Origin of the sequence: Oryzobacter terrae, from assembly GCF_042756445.1 — a bacterium.
GTDB classification, from domain to species: Bacteria; Actinomycetota; Actinomycetes; order Actinomycetales; family Dermatophilaceae; genus Oryzobacter; species Oryzobacter terrae.
Genome location: NZ_CP170578.1, coordinates 709,601 through 728,215, shown reverse-complemented (window position 1 = coordinate 728,215; position 18,615 = coordinate 709,601). Strand labels below are relative to the sequence as shown.

Below are 18,615 nucleotides of genomic sequence, written 5' to 3'. Positions count from 1 at the left end.
CGGTGCGGGTCGAGGCGCGTGACTTCCCGACGAACCGGGGCGGCATGTGCCAGAAGGGGTGGAGCTCGGCGGAGGTCCTGCGCGCCCCCGACCGCCTCACCACGCCCCTCGTGCGGCGCGGCGGTCGGGGCACCCCGCTCGAGCCCGCGTCGTGGGACGAGGCGCTCGACCTCGTGGGCGGCCGGCTCGCCGCCCTCCAGGAGGAGAGCGGCCGCGAGGCGGTCGCCGTCTTCGGGGGTGGCGGGCTGACCAACGAGAAGGCCTACGCCCTGGGCAAGTTCGCGCGCGTCGTCCTCCGGACGCCGTTCATCGACTACAACGGCCGGTTCTGCATGTCCTCCGCCGCGGCGGGGGCCAACCGCACGCTGGGGGTCGACCGCGGGCTCGCCTTCCCGCTCGCCGACCTCGGGGGAGCGGACGTCGTCCTCGTCGTCGGGTCGAACCCCGCCGCGACGATGCCGCCGCTCGTCCAGCACCTCGCCGGCGCCCGGTCCCGCGGCGGGCTCGTCCTCGTCGACCCCCGCCGGTCCGCGACGGCGAGGCTGACCGACGACGGCGCGGGCGTCCACCTCGCACCGGTGCCCGGCACCGACCTCGTCGTCCTGCTCGCGCTCACCCACGTCCTCGTCGACGAGGGACTGAGCGACGAGGCGTACCTCGCGGCGAGGACGACCGGCTGGGACGCGGTGCGGGCCTCCGTCGCCCGCTGGTGGCCCGAGCGGGCCGAGTCCGTCTGCGGCGTCCCCGCCGACACCCTGCGCCGGGTCGCGCGGCTGCTCGCCGCCGCCGCCCCCGTCCACGGCGGGCGGGGCGCCTACGTGCTCACCGGCCGGGGGATGGAGCAGTCGACCCAGGGCACCGACGGGGTCTGCGCCGCCATCAACCTCGCGCTGGCCCTCGGTCTCGTCGGGCGGGTCGGCTCGGGCTACGGCCCCCTCACCGGCCAGGGCAACGGGCAGGGCGGGCGTGAGCACGGCCTGAAGAGCGACCAGCTCCCCGGCTACCGGATGATCGCCGACCCCGCGGCCCGCGCCCACGTGGCCGCCGTCTGGGGCGTCGACCCGGACACGCTGCCGGGGCCCGGGGTGCCGGCGGTCGAGCTGCTGCGCCGCCTCGGCACCGTCGGCGGGCCGCGCGCCCTCCTCGTCCACGGCGCCAACCCCGCCGTGTCGGCCCCCAACGTGTCCGAGGTCCGCGCGGCGCTCCGCCGCCTCGACCTCCTCGTCGTCGCCGACGTCGTCCCCTCGGAGACCGCGCTCCTGGCCGACGTCGTCCTGCCCGTCACCCAGTGGGCCGAGGAGGAGGGCACGATGACGACCCTCGAGGGCCGCGTCGTCCGCCGCCGTCGCGCGGTGGCCCCGCCCGGCGAGGTGCGCACCGAGCTGTGGGTCTGGCGCGAGCTGGCCCGGCGCCTCGGCGTCGACCGCGGCTTCCCCGAGGACGCCCGCGAGGTCTTCGACGAGCTGCGCCGCGCCTCGGCCGGTGGCCGCGCCGACTACTCGGCCGTCACCTACGAGCGCCTCGACGCGGGGGAGGCGCTGTACTGGCCGTGCTCCACCGACGCCCCGGGGGGCACGCCCCGCCTCTTCCTCGACGGGTTCCCGACCGCCGACGGCCGCGCCCACCCGGTGCCCGTCGACCACCACGGACCCGCCGACGACGTGACGTCCGCGCACCCCGTCCACCTCGTGACCGGGCGGGTGCTGCACCACTACCAGTCGGGGGCGCAGACCCGCAGGGTCCCCGAGCTCGTCGAGGCCGTGCCCGCGCCACTGCTCGAGCTGCACCCCGTGGTCGCGGCCGGGCTCGGGGTCGCCCAGGGCGACCCGGTCCGGGTGACCTCGGCGCGCGGCTCGGTCGTCGCCGGTGCCGACGTCACGGACGCCATCCGTCCCGACACCGTCTTCCTGCCCTTCCACTGGGCCGGTGAGCTGAGTGCCAACCTCCTGACGAACGACGCGACCGACCCCGTGTCGGGCATGCCGGAGTTCAAGGTCTGCGCCGTGAGCCTGGAGCGCGTGGAGGGTCCGGCCGCCCGGCCCCTCGACCCCCTCGACGAGGGGGTGCTCGCATGAGGCGCGTCGTCGTCGTCGGCCACGGCATGGTCGGCTCGCGCTTCACCGAGCTGCTCGTCGAGGCCGACCCCGCCGTCCACGTCACGGTCCTCGGCAAGGAGCCGGTCGCGGCGTACAACCGGGTCCTCCTCTCCAGCGTCGTCGCCGGGTCGAAGAGCCCCGAGGTGCTGGGGCTCGCCGGGCCGGCGCACCCCCGGGTACGCGTCCTCACCGGCGTCACGGCGACCGCCGTCGACCGCCGTCGGATGGTCGTCGTCGACGACCTCGGGGACGAGCACCCCTACGACGAGCTGGTCCTGGCCACGGGGTCGGCGGCCCGGGTGCCCCCGATCCAGGGCGTCGCCTACGACGAGGGGCTCGTCGAGGGCGTCTTCGTCCTCAAGGACATGACCGACGCCACGGGCATCGTCGAGGCCGCCGGCCGCTCGCGGCGGGCGGTCGTCCTCGGGGCCGGGGTCCTCGGTGTCGAGGTCGCGACGGGGCTGGCGACGCGCGGCCTCAGCGTGCGCATCGTCCACCTCGCCGACCGCCTGATGGAGCGCCAGCTCGGCTGGGAGGCCTCGCAGGTCGCCATCAACAGCCTCGAGCGGCTCGGCATCACGACCCACGTCGGGGCCTCGGTCGTCGGGGTCACGACGCGTCGCGGTCGGCTCGAGGGCATCCGGTTCGCCGACGGCGTCGAGGCCGCTGCCGACCTCTTCGTCATGTGCTGCGGCACGGTGCCCGAGACGATGCTCGCGCGGCGGTCCGGCCTCACGGTCGACCGGGGCGTCGTCGTCACCGACGCGCTCGCCAGCCCCGACGACCCCCACGTCCACGCCGTCGGCGACTGCGCCCAGCCACCCTCCGGGGGAACGGGTCTCGTGGCCCAGGGCTGGCAGCAGGCGGCGGCGCTCGTGGCGACGCTGACCACGGGGGCCACGGCTCCCGGCACCGCCCCGGGGAGCACGACCCACGACGTCGTCCGGGTGAAGGCGTCCGGGATGTCGATGGTGAGCATGGGCGCCAGCGGGGACGTCGACCGCGACGACCCCCGCTTCCGGGTGCTCTCCCTCAAGGACCCCGAGCGCGGCCGGTACGTCGAGGTCGTCGTGGCCGGCGGCCTCCTCGCCGGTGCCACGTGCATCGGCGACGCCGAGGTGGCCGCCACGCTGTCGGCCCTCTACACCCGCTCGCTGCCCGTCCCCGACGACCCGGCTCTCCTCATGGTGCGGGCCCTCGCGGGGGGCGGCGCGGCCGCTGCCGCCCGCCGGCCCGAGGAGCTCGAGGACGGCGACCGCGTCTGCACGTGCAACAGCGTGTCGGCCGGTCGGATCCGCGAGGCCGTCCGCGGCGGCTGCACGAGCGCCGCGGAGGTGTCGGCCGCCACCCGGGCGAGCACCGGGTGCGGTGACTGCCGCGGCGTCGTCGAGGCTCTCGTCGCCGCCGGCCCGGGCCCCCACGGCACGCCCCCGACCCGCCGCCACGACACCACCACGGACCTGCAGGACCAGACCCTCGTCAGGAGCACGTCATGACCGAGCACGTCGTCGTCATCGGTGGGGGCATGGTCGCCCACCGCTTCGTCGAGGCGCTGCGCGCCCGCGACACCGAGGGGACGCACCGCGTCACCGTCGTCGCCGAGGAGGGCCGCGCGCCGTACGACCGGGTCGGCCTCAGCGCCTTCTTCTCGGGGTCCACCCCCGAGGACCTCCTCCTCGGCGACGGCACGATGTGGGACGACGAGCGGGTCGACCTGCGCCTCGGCTGCGGGGCGACCGCCGTGGACCGGGGGTCCCGGACGGTCACCACCGCCGACGGGGGCGTCGTCGGCTACGACAGCCTCGTCCTCGCCACCGGCTCGTCGGCCTGGGTGCCGCCGGTGCCCGGTGCCGACGCGGCGGGCGTCTTCGTCTACCGCACCATCGACGACGTCGTCGCCCTGCGCGACTGGGTCGCCACCCGCTCCGCCGTCCTGGGCCGCCCGGCCCGCGGTGTCGTCGTCGGCGGTGGCCTGCTCGGCCTCGAGGCCGCGGGCGCGCTCGTCGGGCTCGGAGCGCAGACGACCGTCGTCGAGTTCGCGCCTCGCCTCATGGCCCTCCAGGTCGACGAGGGCGGCGGGCACGCGCTGCGCCGGATCATCGAGGGGATGGGGGTCGACGTGCGCGTCGGCGCCGGGTCGGAGTCGGTCACCGTCGCCGCGGACGGCCGGGTGGCCGGGCTGCGCGTCGCCGGCGACGAGGCCGACCTCCCTGCCGACGTCGTCGTCTTCGCCACGGGCGTCCGCCCCCGGGACGAGCTCGCCGCACCGGCCGGCCTGGCCACCGGACCGCGCGGCGGTGTGGTCGTCGACGAGGGCTGTCGGACCGAGGACCCCCGCGTCTACGCGGTGGGGGAGGTCGCCTGCATCGAGGGGCGGTGCCTCGGCCTCGTCGCCCCCGGGTACACGATGGCGGAGGTGGCCGTCGACCGGATCCTCGGCGGCGACGCGACCTTCCCCGGGGCCGACCTCTCGACCAAGCTCAAGCTCCTCGGCGTCGACGTCGCCTCGTTCGGCGACGCCTTCGCCACCACCCCGGGCGCCCTCGAGCTGGTCCACTCCGACCCGGTGTCCGGCGTCTACAAGAAGCTCGTCGTCACCGACGACGCGCGCACCCTGCTCGGCGGCATCCTCGTCGGTGACGCCTCGGCGTACGCCAGCCTGCGCCCGATGGTCGGCGCCGAGCTGGGCAGCGACCCCGGCCTGTGGCTCCTCCCGGAGAACGCGGGCGCCGAGCGGCCACAGGTCGAGCTCCCCGATGCCGCCGCCGTCTGCTCGTGCAACAACGTGACGGCCGGCGAGGTGCGGTGCGCGGTGAGCGAGCAGGGCTGCCACGACGTCGGGTCCGTCAAGGCCTGCACCCGCGCCGGGACCTCCTGCGGCTCGTGCATCCCGCTCGTCAAGAAGCTCATGGGCACCGAGATGGCCCGGGCCGGCCTCACCGTCTCCACCGCGATGTGCGAGCACGTCGCGATGACCCGTGCCGAGCTGTACACCGCGGTGCAGGTGACGGGGCTGCGGACCTTCAGCGACATCATCGGCCGCTTCGGCACGGGGCGCGGCTGTGACATCTGCAAGCCGGTCGTCGCCTCGGTCCTCGCCTCGCTCTACGACGAGCACGTCCTCGCCGACGACCGGGCGGCCCTGCAGGACACCAACGACCGGGTCATGGCCAACCTCCAGAAGGACGGCACCTACTCGGTCGTCCCCCGGGTCCCCGGCGGCGAGATCCTGCCCGAGCAGCTGATCCTCATCGGCGAGGTCGCCCAGGACTACGGGCTCTACACGAAGATCACCGGTGGCCAGCGGATCGACCTCTTCGGCGCCCGCCTCGAGCAGCTGCCGGCCATCTGGCAGCGGCTCGTCGAGGGCGGCATGGAGTCGGGGCACGCGTACGGCAAGTCCCTGCGCACCGTGAAGTCGTGCGTGGGGTCGTCGTGGTGCCGGTTCGGGGTGCAGGACTCGGTGGGGATGGCGGTCCTCCTCGAGCTGCGCTACCGCGGCCTGCGCAGCCCGCACAAGCTCAAGCTCGGCGTCTCCGGGTGTGCCCGCGAGTGCGCCGAGGCGCGGGGCAAGGACGTCGGCCTCATCGCGACCGACCGGGGCTGGAACGTGTACGTCGGCGGCAACGGCGGGTTCACCCCGCGCCACGCCGAGCTCCTCGTCGAGGACGTCGACGGCGACACGGCGATCCGGGTCGTCGACCGCTACCTCATGTACTACGTCCGCACCGCCGACCGGCTCCAGCGCACCGCGCCCTGGCAGCAGGAGCACGAGGGCGGCCTCGAGCGGATCCGCGCGATCGTCGTCGACGACGCCCTCGGGATCTGCGCCGACCTCGACGCCCAGATGGCGCGCCACGTCGACTCCTACGAGGACGAGTGGGCCGCGGTCCTGCGCGACCCGGTGCGGCTGCGCCAGTTCGCCTCGTTCGTCAACGCGCCCGACACCGCCGACCCCACGCTCTCCTACGTCACCGAGCGGGGCCAGCGCCGCCCGGCCACGCAGGAGGAGCGCGCGGCGGGCCTCGCCTCGCCCGGCCCCGTCCTCATCGCCCCGACCACCCTGGAGGTCCGCTCATGACCGCTGTCGCCGACCGCACGACCCGCCTCGACGTGTGTGCGCTCGAGGAGCTGACCCCCGAGCTGGGCGTGGCCGCCCTCGTCGACGGGCGGCAGGTCGCGGTCTTCCTCCTCGCCGACGGACGGGTCTTCGCCGTCGACAACGTGTGCCCCTTCTCCGGGGCGGCCGTGATGTCCCGCGGGATCACCGGCTCCCGGGGCACGGTGCCGACCATCGCGTCGCCCGTGCACAAGCAGGTCTTCTCGCTCGAGGACGGCCGCTGCCTCGACCCGCTCGATCGGGCGCCGCGCCCCGGGTTTGGACCCGACTTGGCGACCCACGCCGTGACCCTCGACGATGGACGCGTGACCATCGACCTGTCGACGGCGTGACGTCCGCGTGACGACCCTCGTCGGCCTGGACCTCACCGGTCGCCGAGTGCTCGTCGTCGGCGCCGGCGTCGTCGGCATGCGGCGGGCCCGGCGGCTGCTCGAGGACGGGGCGCACGTCGTCCTCGTCGACCCCTACCCGTCCGACGACGCACGCCGCGTCGCGAGCCACGGCGACGCCGAGCTCGTCGAGCGTCCGGTGGAGGAGGGTGACCTCGACGACGCCTGGTTCGTCGTGGCCGCCACGGCCGACCCCGCGGTGAACGCCCGGGTCGCCGCCTGGGCCGCGTCACGCCGGACGTGGTGCGTCAACGCCTCCGACCGTCGCGAGGGAACGGCTCGGATGGCGGCCTCGAGCACGCACGGCGACCTCACCCTCGGTGTCGTGTCGGTGGGGGACGCGGACCCGCGGCGGGCGGCCGCGGTGCGCGACGCGCTGGCCGTGCACGTCGCGTCCGGGGAGGTCGACCTCCGCCGACGACGGGTGCGCCGCGGCCGGGTCGTCCTCGTGGGCAGCGGTCCCGGTGACCCCGGCCTCGTGCCCCTGGCCGGCCTCGAGGCGCTCGCCACCGCCGACGTCGTCGTCACCGACCGGCTCGGCGCGACCCCCCTGCTCGACCGGCTCCCGCCCGACGTCGAGGTCGTCAACGTCGGCAAGAGCCCGACGAACCATCCCGTGCCGCAGGCGGAGATCAACGCGATCCTCGTCGACCGGGCGCTCAAGGGGCTCACCGTCGTGCGCTTCAAGGGCGGCGACCCGTACGTCTTCGGGCGCGGTGGCGAGGAGGTGCACGCCTGCCGGCGCGCGGGCATCGAGGTGTCGGTCGTCCCGGGCATCACCTCGGCCTTCTCGGTGCCCGCCCTCGCCGGCATCCCGGTGACCCAGCGCGGCGTGTCGACCTCGGTCCACGTCAGCTCCGGACACGTCGGGGCCGACCGCGCCACCCTCGCCGCCCTCACGACCGGCGCGACGGTCGTCCTCCTCATGGCGGTCTCCGCCCTCCCGGACATCTGTGCCGCCGCCGTCGGGGCCGGCGTCGACCCGGACCTGCCGGTGGCGATGGTGGAGCAGGGGTCCACGCTGCGTGAGCGGGTCACCCGGGCCACCGTCGGCACCGCGGCCGGCGTCGCCGCCCGCGAGGGGGTGCGGCCGCCCGCGATCGTCGTCATCGGGGCGGTCGCCGCCGAGGGCTTCCTCGACGACCCCGTGTGCGCGACGACGGGACCCGACGATGAGTGAGGCCGTGGACGAGCGCCCGGCGCCGGGAGCCCGGGCCCATCCTCCGGCCGGGCCCGTGCTCGCCGGCTGCACCGTCGCGGTCACCGCCGACCGGCGCTTCAAGGAGCTGGCGGCCGCCCTGGAACGGCGCGGCGCGACCATCGAGCACGCACCGGCCCTCGAGGTCGTGCCGCACCTCGACGACCTCAGCCTCGTCGACCGGACCCGCGAGGTCCTCGCCGACCCGCCCGACGTCGTCGTCGCGACGACGGGGATCGGGTTCCGCGGCTGGGTCGAGGCGGCCGACGCCGCCGGCCTCGCCGAGGACCTCCTCGAGGTGTTCGCCGCCGCCCGCCTCATCGCCCGTGGACCCAAGGCCCGCGGCGCCATCGAGGCGGCCGGGCTGACCGCCGACTGGGTCGCGACGTCCGAGACGGCGGCCGAGATCCAGCAGTTCCTCCTCGCCGAGGGCGTCGCCGGGCTGCGGATCGCCGTGCAGCACCACGGCAGCGGGGCCGACGGGCTCGACGAGGCCTTCGCCGACGCCGGGGCCACCGTCACCTCGGTCGTCGTCTACAGCTGGGGCCCCTCGGACCCCGACGTGCTGCGGGACTCGGTGCGGCGCACCGCCGACGGGCTCGTCGACGCCGTCGTCTTCACCTCGGCCCCCGGCGTCGTCGCGTGGCTCGGAGCCGCCGACGAGGACGACCTGCGCGCCATCCGCCGCCGCAACCTCGGCGACCGGCTCGTCCTGGCGACCGTCGGACCCATCACCGCGGCACCGCTCCTCGACGTCGGGCTCTCGCCGCTCGTCCCCGGGCGGTGGCGCCTCGGCGCGCTCGTGCGCGAGCTCGTCACGCACTACGCCGAGCAGCCCGTCCTCGCGACCGTGGCCGGAGACCTCGTGGTCCGGGCCCGCGCGGCGGTCCTCGACGGGCGGCCGCTGCCGCTGGGCCCCGCCGGCGTCGTCCTCCTCGCCGAGCTCGCGGCGGCGCGGGGTGCGGTCGTCCCGCGCGAGCGACTGCAGGCCCTCCTGCCAGGCGGGTCCACCGACGGCCACGCGGTCGAGACGGCGATCGCCCGTGTTCGTGAGGCCTGCGGCTCGAAGGACCTCGTGCGCACCGTCGTCAAGCGGGGCTACGCGCTCGTCCTCGCGCCGGACGGGTCGGCGTGACACCGTGACCTCGTGACCGCAGCCCTCGTCGTGTGCGCCCACGGCACCCGCGACCCCGACGGACGCGCGGCCGTGCGCGGTGTCCTCGCCGAGGTCGCGGCGCTCCTGCCGGGGGTCGACGTCCTCGAGGCGTACGTCGACGTCCACGGGCCCGAGGTCGCCGAGGTCGTCGCCGGCCTGCCCTCGGGGGAGCCCGTGGCCGGGGTCGTCGTCCCGCTGCTGCTCGCCGGCGGGTACCACGTCCACGTCGACATCGCCGAGGCCGTCGCCGCACGTCCCGACGTCGTCGCCACCGCGGCGCTCGGCCCCGACGACCGGCTCGTCGAGGTCGTCCTCGACCGGCTCGCGACGGCCGGGGCGCCCGAGGGGGGCACGGTCGTCCTCGTCCCCGCCGGGTCGAGCGACGAGCGCGCCCAGGCCGACAGCGCCGAGACGGCCCAGCGCCTCGCGCACCGACGGGGGGCGCCCGTCCTCCTCGCCTTCGCCGCGGGCCCGGAGCCGGCCGTCGCCGACGCGGTCGCCGGCGTCCGGGCGGCGGGTGGGGGAGCGCCGGTCACCGTGGCCTCATACCTGCTCGCGCCGGGGTTCTTCCAACGGCGGGTCGAGGAGTGCGGAGCCGACGTCGTCACCGGCCCGGTCCTGCCCGACCCCCGGGTCGCCGAGATCGTCGCCGAGCGCTACCGGGAGGCGGTCGGCCGTGGGTGAGTGGGGCGACGAGCCCGGCGTCATCGTCCTGCCCGACGGTCGCCGGGTCCGGGCGGTGCGCGTGCGCCGTGACCGCAAGGGCGTCCCCGACCCCGAGCTCGCCGTGCACCTGTCGGGGGTGCGCCCGCCGCAGACGCCGTGGCCGCGGCTGTGGGTCCGCTGGCCCGACTTCTCGCTGCCGCTGTCGACCCCCGACGCCGTGGAGTCGCTCCGTGTCGCGCACGCCGCCGCCCTCGACCAGCGCGTCGAGGTCGGCTGCCGCGGTGGCATCGGGCGCACCGGCACGGCGGTGGCCGCGCTCGCGGTCCTCGCCGGGCTGCCGGCCGACGAGGCGGTGGCGTGGGCCCGGCGCCACCACCACCCGCGCGCCGTCGAGACGCCGTGGCAGCGACGGTGGGTCGAGCGGGTGCTGCCGCGCGCCCTCCTAGCCCCAGCCGGCGAGGCGGAGCAGGGCCGCGACGGCGGCCGCCGCGAGGACGACGAGGAGGAAGTTCGCCCGCAGCACGAGCAGCACGACGGCGACCCCCACGGCGACGAGCCGCGCGTCGACGACGATCGCGCCGCCCTCGCCCGCGACGGCCTGGACGACGACGAGGCCGGCGAGCAGCGCCACCGGCAGCAGGGTCGTGATGCGTGAGGTGCGCTCCCCGGCGAGGAGGTCGGCGGGCACGAGGTACCCCGCGACCTTGAGGACGAGGCAGGCCGCGCAGGCGAGGAGGACCGCCACCCACAGCGTCACGGGACCGGGTCCGATCCGGGGAGGCTGCCGTCGGCACCCTCGAGGGGGCCCTCGTGCCGACCGGGTCGGCGCAGCCCGACGACGAGGGCGGCGACGGCCGCGAGGATGACGGGCACCCCGGCGGGCAGGTGAGGGGAGGCGAGCAGCGCGATGAACGCGGCGAGCACCGCGGTGGCCGTGGCGTCGCGGCTCCTCAGCCGTGGCCAGAGCAGCGCGATGAACGCCGCCGCGGCGGCGGCGTCGAGCCCGAGCCGTCGCGGGTCACCGAGGGCGTTGCCGAGGACCGAGCCGCCGAGCGTCGAGAGGTTCCACAGCGTGAAGACCGCGATCCCGGTGTGCCAGAACCCGAGTCGCTGCGCCTCCGGCTCGCTCTGGCCGATGCCGACGGCGGTCGACTCGTCGATGGTCAGCTGTGCCGCGCCGAGCCGCCGCAGCCCGGTGACCCCGAGGAAGCGGGACGTCTGGAGCCCGTACAGCCCGTTGCGGATCCCGAGCATCGCCGCGGTGGCGACCGCGGCCGGGGCCGCCGCCAGGCCGCCCGCGCCGATGATGCCGACGAAGGCGAACTGCGAGCCGCCGGTGAACATCACGAGCGAGAGGACCTGTGCCTGCCAGACGTCGAGCCCCGCCGCGACCGCGAGGGCCCCGAACGAGATGCCGTAGGCCCCGGTGGCGACCCCCACCGACCACGACTGGCGCACGACCTCGCGCCGGCGGCCGTCGGGGAGCGCCGCGGCCGTCACGGCGTCGGGTGGGGGGCCGCGTCGTCCTCGCCGAGGTGGGCCGTGAGACGGACCTCGCGCAGGGTGGCGCCGTCGGGCGAGACGACCCGGTCGCGGAAGGCGCCGTCGGGGGCGAACCCGGAGGCGGCGAGGAAGCCGCGGACCGCCTCGTCGTCGGCGAGCAGCCAGAGGGTCGCGGCCTCGGCGCCCGCCTCGCGCAGGACGTCGACGGTGGCGTTGAGCAGGCGCGACCCGTGGCCCTGGCGGCGGGCGTCGGGGTGGACGCCCAGGACGGTGACCTCGCCCGTCGCGGGGCCGGCGTCGGGGTCCTGGCTCGGCCCGACGGCCGCCAGCCCGACGACCTGGTCGCCGGCGCAGGCGACGAGCAGCCGGTGGACGCCCTCGGGTGGGGCGGTCAGGCTCTCGCGCCACGACCGGGCGAACGCGTCGGGCTCGAAGAGGGCGACGACCTCGTCGGGGACGCGCCCGGCGTAGGCCGCGCGGAAGACGGTGGCCTGGACGAGCCCGACGGCGGGGGCGTCGTTGGCCCGCGCCCGGCGCACGCTGGCGTCGGCGAGCGGGGCGGGGGGACCGGCGGCCACGCCTGCGTGGTCGTGCGGGTGGTCGTGCCCGTGCCCGTCATGCCCGTGGCCGGCGTCATGCGTCGTCATCAGTACCCCTCGAAGACCGGCTCGCGACGCTCGGAGAAGGCGCGCCGGCCCTCCGCGAGGTCGTCGCTGCCCCAGGCACGTGCGAACGCGGCCTCGTAGCGGGCGATCTCGGCGAGGTCGTCGTGGCGGGCGCCGAAGCCGACCTTCGACCCGGACTGGCTCAGCGGTGCGAGCCCCGCCGCGCGGGCGGCGACCTCCTGGGCCTCGGCGAGGCCCCCGCGCACCTGGGCGGCGCCCAGCCGCCACGCGTCGTCGGCCGTGAGGACGGCGCCGGTGAGGACCATGTGGCGGGCCGCTCCCTCGCCCCAGACGCGCGAGACGCGCTCGATCGTCCAGTGGTCGACCATGAGCCCGAGCCGGGCCACGGGCACGGCGAAGCGCGCGTCCTCGGCGACGACGCGGACGTCACACGCCACGGCCAGCTGCATCCCGAGGCCCATGCACGACCCCTCGACCGCGGCGACCGTGACGACCGGGACGGCCGCGAGGTGCTCGAGGACCTCGGCGAGGCGGGAGGTGAACGAGACGTCCTCGAGCTCGACGAGGTCGGCGCCGGAGCAGAAGTGCCCGTCGGCCCCGGTGAGGACGAGGGCGCGGGCGCCGTCCGCGACGGCCCGGACGACGGTGCGGTGCAGGTCGTCGAGGGTCTCGAGGTCGAGGGCGTTGCGTCGGTGGGGGCGCTCGATGGTGATCGTGGCGACGGGGCCGGTGGTCGAGAGGTGGATCGGCACGCTGCGACCCTACCCAGCGGTCCGCGACAGCGCCCGGCCGTCCGTGTCTGCCCCGCGGGCACCCGGCTCCGGCCGCGGGCCTCGTGGGTAGGGTCGGCGGGAGACGTCCCCCATGCGAAGGAGCAGCTGATGGCCACCACCCGCACCGCATCCGCCCACTGGGAGGGTTCCCTCATGGAGGGGGCCGGCCAGGTCACCCTCGAGTCCTCCGGCGTCGGCAGCTTCGACGTCAACTGGCCCGCCCGCGCCGAGGCGCCGAACGGGGTCACCAGCCCCGAGGAGCTCATCGCCGCGGCGCACTCCACGTGCTTCTCGATGGCGCTCTCCCACGGCCTCGCCCAGGCGGGCACCCCTCCCACGACGGTCGACACGACGGCCGAGGTCACCTTCCAGCCCGGCACCGGGATCACCGGGATCGTGCTCAAGGTCGTCGGCTCGGTGCCCGGGATCACCGCCGAGCAGTTCGAGGAGGCCGCCCAGGGCGCCAAGGCGAACTGCCCCGTGAGCCAGGCGCTCTCGGCCGTGCCGATCACCCTCGAGGCCACCTTCGCCGAGTGAGCCCGCCGCCCGCCACGGCCGCAGGAGGTGTCGAGACCACGACACCTCCTGCGCCGTGGGGAGCTCGGTGGCGACCGAGGAGCGCCGTGACCCTCCGGCTCAGCGGCCGAGGACCTCGCGCTCACCGGGCTCGCGGGCCGGGTCGTGCTCGGGAAGCACGTCGCTCGCCCAGTCCGACCGCTTCCACTCGGGGACCGGCGTGAGGCAGTCCTCGCGCGGGACGAACCGGGAGCGGCGGACCAGCTCGTAGCGGTGGATGTAGCGCGGACAGTTCGGGTACACGGCCCGGGCCGTGACCCGCACGACGAGCTGTGCCTCGGGGTACTCCTCGCGCAGGGGGTCCGCGAGGTCGATCGTGGCCGTGCCGTCGAGCCGCATCCGGTGGCCCTGCTCGAGGTCGATGAACAGCATCCCGACCGCCCCGTGGTCGACGACGTTGCCGAGCGAGAGGTACATCCCGTTCCCGTCGTACGAGGGGAAGACGAGGGTGCGCTCGTCGAGCACCCGCACGAAGCCGGGCTCGCCGCCCTTGTAGGAGCAGGTCGGGCGCCCGTCGGCGTCGGTCGTCGCGAGGAAGAACATGTCCCGGGCCTCGATGAAGGCACGGTCGCCCTCGTCGATGGTGTCGTGGACGAGGAGCGTGTCGATCCGGTCGGCGAGGGCGCGCGTCCCGAACTCGTCCTGCAGCGTGCGGCTGCCCGTTCCGAAGCCGGCCGGCATGGGGACCTCCCGTCCGGGAAGGCCACCGTGACGACGGTGTCGCGGCGGCCGTCCCTCAGGGGTGAGTCTCGTCCTCGAGGGCCCTCGCGTCGAGGCCCTGGCGGGTCATTCCGAGGAGCGTGGGGAGACCTCGTCCGGGTCCGGCGACTGCGTCGAGTCGGCGCGGGTCTCCTCCGGGTGCTCGGTGCGCTCCTGCGACTCCTCGAGGATGACGCGGGCCTGCTCCTGCGGGTCGTCGCTGCCGACCGCGAGCTCCTCGGGCAGCAGGTGGGCGCGCTCGTCGACGTCGTCCTGGTCCGGCGGCTGGCTCATCGTCCGACCGTACCGGGGTGCCGCGTCAGACCCGCTCGTAGACGACGTGGGACCAGCCGTCGTGCGGCTCGCGCGAGACCTCGCGCCACTCCTCGCGGTTCCACTCGGGGAACCAGGTGTCGCCCTCGGGCTCCGCGTCGACCTCGGTGAGGACGAGGCGGTGCGCGAACGGGATGGCCTCGGCGTACACCTGCGCCCCGCCGGCGACGTAGACCTCGTCGGCGGGGCCGGCCAGCGAGATCGCCTCGGCGAACGAGTGCGCCGTCTCGACACCGGCGTGCTGCCACGACGGGTCGCGCGTCACGACGACGGTGCGCCGCCCGGGCAGGGGCCGGCCGATGGAGTCGAAGGTCCGGCGCCCCATGACGAGGGGGTGTCCCATCGTCGTGGCCTTGAAGTGCTTCAGCTCCTCGGGCAGGTGCCACGGCATGCCACCCTGGTGGCCGATGACGCCGTTGCGCGCCACCGCGGCGATGAGCGAGATCCGAGTCACGAGAACCAGTCCCTCAGACCGCGATCGGCGCCTTGATGGGCGGGTGCGCCTCGTAGCCGACGAGCTCGAAGTCGTCGAGGTCGTAGGCGTCGATCGACTCGCGTGGCGTGATCCGCATCGTCGGGAGGGGGTGCGGCTCCCGGGTGAGCTGGAGGCGCGCCTGCTCGACGTGGTTGGAGTACAGGTGCGCGTCACCCAGGGTGTGGACGAAGTGGCCCGGTCGCAGGTCGGTGAGCTGCGCGACCATCATCGTCAGCAGCGCGTACGACGCGATGTTGAACGGCACCCCGAGGAAGATGTCGGCGCTGCGCTGGTAGAGCTGGCAGTCGAGGAGGGCGGGCCCGCCGTCGGAGGCGGGCCGCACGTAGAACTGGAAGAGCGCGTGGCACGGGGGGAGGGCCATGTCGTCGACGTCGGCGACGTTCCACGCCGAGACGATGTGCCGCCGCGAGTCGGGGTTGGTGCGGATCGACTCGACGACCTTCTCGATCTGGTCGACCCGGCGCCCGTCGGGGGTGGGCCACGACCGCCACTGGTGCCCGTAGACGGGACCGAGGTCACCGAGCTCGTCGGCCCACTCGTCCCAGATGGAGATGCCGCGCTCCTGGAGCCAGCGCACGTTGGTGTCGCCGCGCAGGAACCACAACAGCTCGCCGATGATCGAGCGCAGGTGCAGCCTCTTCGTCGTGACGACCGGGAAGCCCTGGGCGAGGTCGAAGCGCATCTGGTACCCGAACACGCTGCGGGTGCCCGTGCCGGTGCGGTCGGACTTGTCGACCCCGGTCGTCATCACGTGGTCGAGGAGGTCGAGGTACTGGCGCACGGGGCCAGCCTAGGCCCGCCGCCCGACGGTGGGGTGGCGGCGCCCTCGACCCCCGGTCCGGCGCCGCGGCGAGCCTGCCGTCCGGCGAGGGCCGTGGGGTGCACGGGCGCGCCCCGGCCGCGGGGAGAAGTCCCGCCGCCGCGGACCACTACCCTTGGGGCCATGACGAGCAACCCCTTCGGCACAGTTCTCACGGCGATGGTGACCCCCATGTCCCTCGACGGCGAGGTCGACGAGAAGGGCACCGACGCACTCGTCGACCACCTCCTCGAGACCGGTCACGACGGCCTCGTCGTCAACGGCACGACCGGGGAGGCGAGCACCCTCACCGACGACGAGAGCATCGCGATGGTGCAGCGGGTCAAGGAGCGCGCCGCCGGCCGGGCCGCGGTCGTCGCCGGCGTCGGCTCCAACGACACCCGCCACGCGGTGGCGATGGCGCGCCGGGCCGCCGAGGTGGGCGCCGACGCCCTCCTCCTCGTCTCGCCCTACTACAACAAGCCGACCCAGGCCGGGCTCGTCGCGCACTGCCACGCCGTCGCCGACGCCACCGAGCTGCCGGTCATGCTCTACGACATCCCCGGCCGCACCGGCATCCCGTTCACCCACGACACGCTCGTGACCCTGGCCGACCACCCGCGGATCGTCGCGGTCAAGGACGCCAAGGGCGACCTCGCAGCCTCGACGAAGGCGATCGCCGCCACCGACCTGCTGTGGTTCAGCGGCGAGGACGCCCTGACGCTGCCGCTGCTCGCCATCGGCGCCTCCGGCACCGTGTCGGTCGTCGGCCACGTCGCGGGGGCGCAGTACCGGGCGATGGTCGAGGCGGTCGCCCGCGGCGACCTCGCCGAGGCCCGGCGCATCAACGAGGCACTCCTGCCGGTCGTCGACGCGATCATGTCGCCGTCGCAGGGAGCGATCATGGCCAAGGCCGCCCTCGTCGAGCTCGGCGTCATCGAGTCGGCGTTCGTCCGCCTGCCACTGCTCGAGAGTCCGCCGGCGCACCTCGACGCGCTCCGGTCCGCCCTCGCGACGCTGCCCACCCGATGAGCCACCCGCACCCCGAGCTCGAGCTGCCCGGCCCACTCGCGGACGGTGGCGTCCGCGTCGTCGCCCTCGGCGGCCTCGGCGAGGTCGGCCGGAACATGACGGTCGTCGAGCACCGCGGCCAGCTGCTCGTCATCGACTGCGGCGTGCTCTTCCCGGACGACCACCACCCCGGCATCGACCTCATCCTCCCGGACTTCGAGTACATCAAGGACCGGCTCGACGACATCCAGGCGATCGTCCTCACGCACGGCCACGAGGACCACATCGGCGCCGTCCCCTACCTGCTGCGCCTGCGCAAGGACATCCCGCTCGTCGGCTCGACGCTGACCCTCGCGCTCATCGAGGCCAAGCTCAAGGAGCACCGCATCACCCCCTACACGCTCGGCGTGAAGGAGGGCGACCGCGAGCGCCTGGGCCACTTCGACTGCGAGTTCGTCGCCGTCAACCACTCCATCCCCGACGCGCTCGCCGTCGCGGTGCGCACCTCCGGCGGCACCCTGCTGCACACCGGCGACTTCAAGATGGACCAGCTGCCGCTCGACGGCCGCCTCACCGACCTGCGCGCTTTCGCGCGGCTGGGGGAGGAGGGCGTCGACCTCTTCCTCACCGACTCCACGAACGCCGAGGTCCCGGGCTTCACGACGCCCGAGCGCGAGATCTCGCCCGCGATCGACAAGGTCTTCCGCCACGCGGAGCGCCGGATCATCGTCGCCTGCTTCTCCTCGCACGTGCACCGGGTCCAGCAGGTCCTCGACGCCGCCGAGAAGGCCGGCCGCAAGGTCGCCATGGTCGGGCGCTCGATGGTGCGCAACATGGGCATCGCCGCCGACCTGGGCTACCTCAAGGTGCCCGACGGCGTCCTCGTCGACGTCAAGAAGCTCGACCACCTGCGCGACGACCAGGTCGTCCTCATCTGCACCGGGTCGCAGGGCGAGCCGATGGCGGCCCTGTCGCGGATGGCCAACCGCGACCACCGCATCGACGTCGGCACGGGCGACACCGTCCTCATGGCGTCCTCGCTCATCCCCGGCAACGAGAACGCCGTCTACCGCGTCATCAACGGCCTGATGCGCCTCGGCGCGACCGTCGTCCACAAGGGCAACGCCAAGGTCCACGTCTCCGGCCACGCCAGCGCCGGCGAGCTCCTCTACTGCTACAACATCGTCAAGCCGAGGAACGTCATGCCGGTCCACGGCGAGTGGCGCCACCTCGTGGCCAACGCCGAGCTCGCCATCGCGACCGGGGTGCCGCGGCGCAACGTCGTCGTCGCGGAGGACGGGGTCGTCGTCGACCTCGTCGACGGCCGCGCCCGGATCACCGGCGCCGTGCCGTGCGGGTACGTCTACGTCGACGGGTCGTCGGTCGGGGAGGCCGACGAGGCGCTGCTGAAGGACCGCCGCATCCTGCGTGACGAGGGCTTCATCTCGGTCATCGTCGTCGTCGACTCGATGACGGGGAAGGTCGTCGCCGGGCCCGAGATCACCGCTCGGGGCTTCGTCGAGGACGAGGAGATCTTCGACGACATCATGCCGGGCCTGGTCAAGGCGCTCGACGAGGCCACCGCCGGTGGGGTCGCCGACACCTACCAGCTCCAGCAGGTCATCCGCCGCTCGGTCGGCGGGTGGGTCGGCCGCAAGATCCGCCGTCGCCCGATGATCATCCCGATGGTCGTCGAGGCCTGATCGGGGCCGGATTACCACCACCTCCGGGAGTCCGCCACCCGAGTGCGCGGCGTGTCGCTGGCCGATTTTTGCCATTCCTTGACCTTCGGAGAGGCGCCGGTGTCCACGGGTGTGGTTGGTGTGACTCTCGAGGGCCCTGGTCACGGTTGGGACTCATGGGACTCGTTTCGGTGGCATCTTCCGGCCATTTGGTGGTAGGGGGCAGCGCGAAAGGTAATGAGTTCGTAAAGTTCTCGTCAGCGGAGGTCAAAGAACAGCGACCTCGACGTGAGATTTCCGAGCAGGGGTGTCGCACGTCGCCCGGTGCATCTGACCGCAGGGGGTCAGGTGCACCGGGAACGCTGCAGCAGTCGCCGAGAGGTGCCAGGTCCTCCGTCATCGGAGTCCGACCGGCCCGGCCGGTACCGCGGACTCCTCGCCGTCGTGCCGCGTGTGACGCGTGAGTCTGCTGTGACTCTGCCGTAGCCTGCG

General features: G+C 74.8%; 18 protein-coding genes and 1 pseudogene. 11 read left to right on the top strand and 8 right to left on the bottom strand.

The window, feature by feature from the left end; translation table 11 throughout:
- Nucleotides 1–44: 44 nt before the first annotated feature.
- From ACFWN3_RS03455 to ACFWN3_RS03420, 8 genes and pseudogenes are all read left to right on the top strand, one after another.
- On the top strand, nt 45–2,075 hold the full coding sequence (locus tag ACFWN3_RS03455) for a molybdopterin oxidoreductase family protein (RefSeq protein ID WP_377645521.1): 2,031 nt from the start codon (nt 45–47) through the stop codon (nt 2,073–2,075).
- Complete coding sequence (locus tag ACFWN3_RS03450) at nt 2,072–3,592, top strand: FAD-dependent oxidoreductase (protein WP_377643457.1); 1,521 nt, start codon at nt 2,072–2,074, stop codon at nt 3,590–3,592. Before ACFWN3_RS03455 ends, ACFWN3_RS03450 begins: the two co-directional genes overlap by 4 nt.
- On the top strand, nt 3,589–6,177 hold the full coding sequence (nirB, locus tag ACFWN3_RS03445) for a nitrite reductase large subunit NirB (RefSeq protein ID WP_377643455.1): 2,589 nt from the start codon (nt 3,589–3,591) through the stop codon (nt 6,175–6,177). The genes ACFWN3_RS03450 and nirB overlap by 4 nt, the downstream gene beginning before the upstream one ends.
- Nucleotides 6,174–6,548 (top strand): nitrite reductase small subunit NirD, encoded by a 375-nt coding sequence (gene nirD / locus ACFWN3_RS03440; protein ID WP_377643453.1) that lies wholly within the window; start codon nt 6,174–6,176, stop codon nt 6,546–6,548. The genes nirB and nirD overlap by 4 nt, the downstream gene beginning before the upstream one ends.
- A gap of 7 nt (nt 6,549–6,555) precedes the next feature.
- Nucleotides 6,556–7,785, top strand: a complete 1,230-nt coding sequence (gene cobA / locus ACFWN3_RS03435; protein ID WP_377643451.1) for a uroporphyrinogen-III C-methyltransferase — start codon at nt 6,556–6,558, stop codon at nt 7,783–7,785.
- Nucleotides 7,778–8,938 carry a uroporphyrinogen-III synthase gene (locus tag ACFWN3_RS03430; protein ID WP_377643449.1) on the top strand — a complete coding sequence of 387 codons (1,161 nt, stop codon included), beginning with the start codon at nt 7,778–7,780 and terminating at the stop codon, nt 8,936–8,938. Before cobA ends, ACFWN3_RS03430 begins: the two co-directional genes overlap by 8 nt.
- A gap of 12 nt (nt 8,939–8,950) precedes the next feature.
- Entirely contained in the window at nt 8,951–9,643 is a 693-nt protein-coding gene (locus ACFWN3_RS03425) for a sirohydrochlorin chelatase (RefSeq protein ID WP_377643447.1), read from the top strand.
- Nucleotides 9,636–9,968, top strand: a pseudogene (locus tag ACFWN3_RS03420) (protein-tyrosine phosphatase family protein); the annotation flags it as partial. The gene ACFWN3_RS03425 and the pseudogene ACFWN3_RS03420, both read left to right, overlap by 8 nt.
- Nucleotides 9,969–10,067: 99 nt before the next feature.
- Here the strand turns inward: ACFWN3_RS03420 and ACFWN3_RS03415 are convergent.
- The 4 genes from ACFWN3_RS03415 to ACFWN3_RS03400 form a co-directional block, all read right to left on the bottom strand.
- A complete protein-coding gene (locus tag ACFWN3_RS03415; protein ID WP_377645519.1) occupies nt 10,068–10,313 on the bottom strand; it encodes an AzlD domain-containing protein in 246 nt (81 codons plus the stop codon).
- 65 nt (nt 10,314–10,378) lie between these two features.
- Entirely contained in the window at nt 10,379–11,125 is a 747-nt protein-coding gene (locus ACFWN3_RS03410; protein ID WP_377643445.1) for an AzlC family ABC transporter permease, read from the bottom strand.
- The gene (locus tag ACFWN3_RS03405; RefSeq protein WP_377643443.1) at nt 11,122–11,775 is read right to left on the bottom strand and encodes a GNAT family N-acetyltransferase; all 654 of its coding nucleotides are present in this window, start codon (nt 11,773–11,775) and stop codon (nt 11,122–11,124) included. Before ACFWN3_RS03405 ends, ACFWN3_RS03410 begins: the two co-directional genes overlap by 4 nt.
- On the bottom strand, nt 11,775–12,506 hold the full coding sequence (locus tag ACFWN3_RS03400) for an enoyl-CoA hydratase-related protein (RefSeq protein WP_377643441.1): 732 nt from the start codon (nt 12,504–12,506) through the stop codon (nt 11,775–11,777). The genes ACFWN3_RS03405 and ACFWN3_RS03400 overlap by 1 nt, the downstream gene beginning before the upstream one ends.
- A gap of 129 nt (nt 12,507–12,635) precedes the next feature.
- Between ACFWN3_RS03400 and ACFWN3_RS03395 the strand changes: the two genes are divergently transcribed.
- On the top strand, nt 12,636–13,064 hold the full coding sequence (locus ACFWN3_RS03395; RefSeq protein WP_377643439.1) for an OsmC family protein: 429 nt from the start codon (nt 12,636–12,638) through the stop codon (nt 13,062–13,064).
- Between the two features lie 99 nt (nt 13,065–13,163).
- Here ACFWN3_RS03395 and ACFWN3_RS03390 read toward each other — a convergent pair whose 3' ends face one another.
- From ACFWN3_RS03390 to ACFWN3_RS03375, 4 genes are all read right to left on the bottom strand, one after another.
- Nucleotides 13,164–13,784: a pyridoxamine 5'-phosphate oxidase family protein gene (locus ACFWN3_RS03390; RefSeq protein ID WP_377643437.1), complete on the bottom strand. Its 621-nt coding sequence runs from the start codon at nt 13,782–13,784 to the stop codon at nt 13,164–13,166.
- A gap of 105 nt (nt 13,785–13,889) precedes the next feature.
- Nucleotides 13,890–14,096: a hypothetical protein gene (locus tag ACFWN3_RS03385; RefSeq protein ID WP_377643435.1), complete on the bottom strand. Its 207-nt coding sequence runs from the start codon at nt 14,094–14,096 to the stop codon at nt 13,890–13,892.
- A 25-nt stretch (nt 14,097–14,121) separates the two neighbouring features.
- Complete coding sequence (locus ACFWN3_RS03380; RefSeq protein ID WP_377643433.1) at nt 14,122–14,589, bottom strand: dihydrofolate reductase; 468 nt, start codon at nt 14,587–14,589, stop codon at nt 14,122–14,124.
- A gap of 13 nt (nt 14,590–14,602) precedes the next feature.
- On the bottom strand, nt 14,603–15,412 hold the full coding sequence (locus tag ACFWN3_RS03375) for a thymidylate synthase (protein WP_377643431.1): 810 nt from the start codon (nt 15,410–15,412) through the stop codon (nt 14,603–14,605).
- A 162-nt stretch (nt 15,413–15,574) separates the two neighbouring features.
- On the opposite strand from ACFWN3_RS03375, the gene dapA reads away from it, so the two are divergent.
- Together dapA and ACFWN3_RS03365 are read left to right on the top strand one after the other, a co-directional pair.
- Nucleotides 15,575–16,462 (top strand): 4-hydroxy-tetrahydrodipicolinate synthase, encoded by an 888-nt coding sequence (gene dapA / locus ACFWN3_RS03370; RefSeq protein ID WP_377643429.1) that lies wholly within the window; start codon nt 15,575–15,577, stop codon nt 16,460–16,462.
- Nucleotides 16,459–18,144 (top strand): ribonuclease J, encoded by a 1,686-nt coding sequence (locus tag ACFWN3_RS03365; protein ID WP_377643428.1) that lies wholly within the window; start codon nt 16,459–16,461, stop codon nt 18,142–18,144. The genes dapA and ACFWN3_RS03365 overlap by 4 nt, the downstream gene beginning before the upstream one ends.
- The last annotated feature ends 471 nt before the right edge of the window (nt 18,145–18,615 follow it).

Coding starts and splice junctions, on each gene's coding strand:
- ACFWN3_RS03455 (WP_377645521.1), top strand. CDS start 45: ATGTGCCAGAAGGGGTGGAGCTCGGCGGAGGTCCTGCGCGCCCCCGAC.
- ACFWN3_RS03450 (WP_377643457.1), top strand. CDS start 2,072: ATGAGGCGCGTCGTCGTCGTCGGCCACGGCATGGTCGGCTCGCGCTTC.
- nirB (WP_377643455.1), top strand. CDS start 3,589: ATGACCGAGCACGTCGTCGTCATCGGTGGGGGCATGGTCGCCCACCGC.
- nirD (WP_377643453.1), top strand. CDS start 6,174: ATGACCGCTGTCGCCGACCGCACGACCCGCCTCGACGTGTGTGCGCTC.
- ACFWN3_RS03430 (WP_377643449.1), top strand. CDS start 7,778: ATGAGTGAGGCCGTGGACGAGCGCCCGGCGCCGGGAGCCCGGGCCCAT.
- ACFWN3_RS03405 (WP_377643443.1), bottom strand. CDS start 11,775: ATGACGACGCATGACGCCGGCCACGGGCATGACGGGCACGGGCACGAC.
- ACFWN3_RS03395 (WP_377643439.1), top strand. CDS start 12,636: ATGGCCACCACCCGCACCGCATCCGCCCACTGGGAGGGTTCCCTCATG.
- ACFWN3_RS03390 (WP_377643437.1), bottom strand. CDS start 13,784: ATGCCGGCCGGCTTCGGAACGGGCAGCCGCACGCTGCAGGACGAGTTC.
- ACFWN3_RS03385 (WP_377643435.1), bottom strand. CDS start 14,096: ATGAGCCAGCCGCCGGACCAGGACGACGTCGACGAGCGCGCCCACCTG.
- dapA (WP_377643429.1), top strand. CDS start 15,575: ATGACGAGCAACCCCTTCGGCACAGTTCTCACGGCGATGGTGACCCCC.
- ACFWN3_RS03365 (WP_377643428.1), top strand. CDS start 16,459: ATGAGCCACCCGCACCCCGAGCTCGAGCTGCCCGGCCCACTCGCGGAC.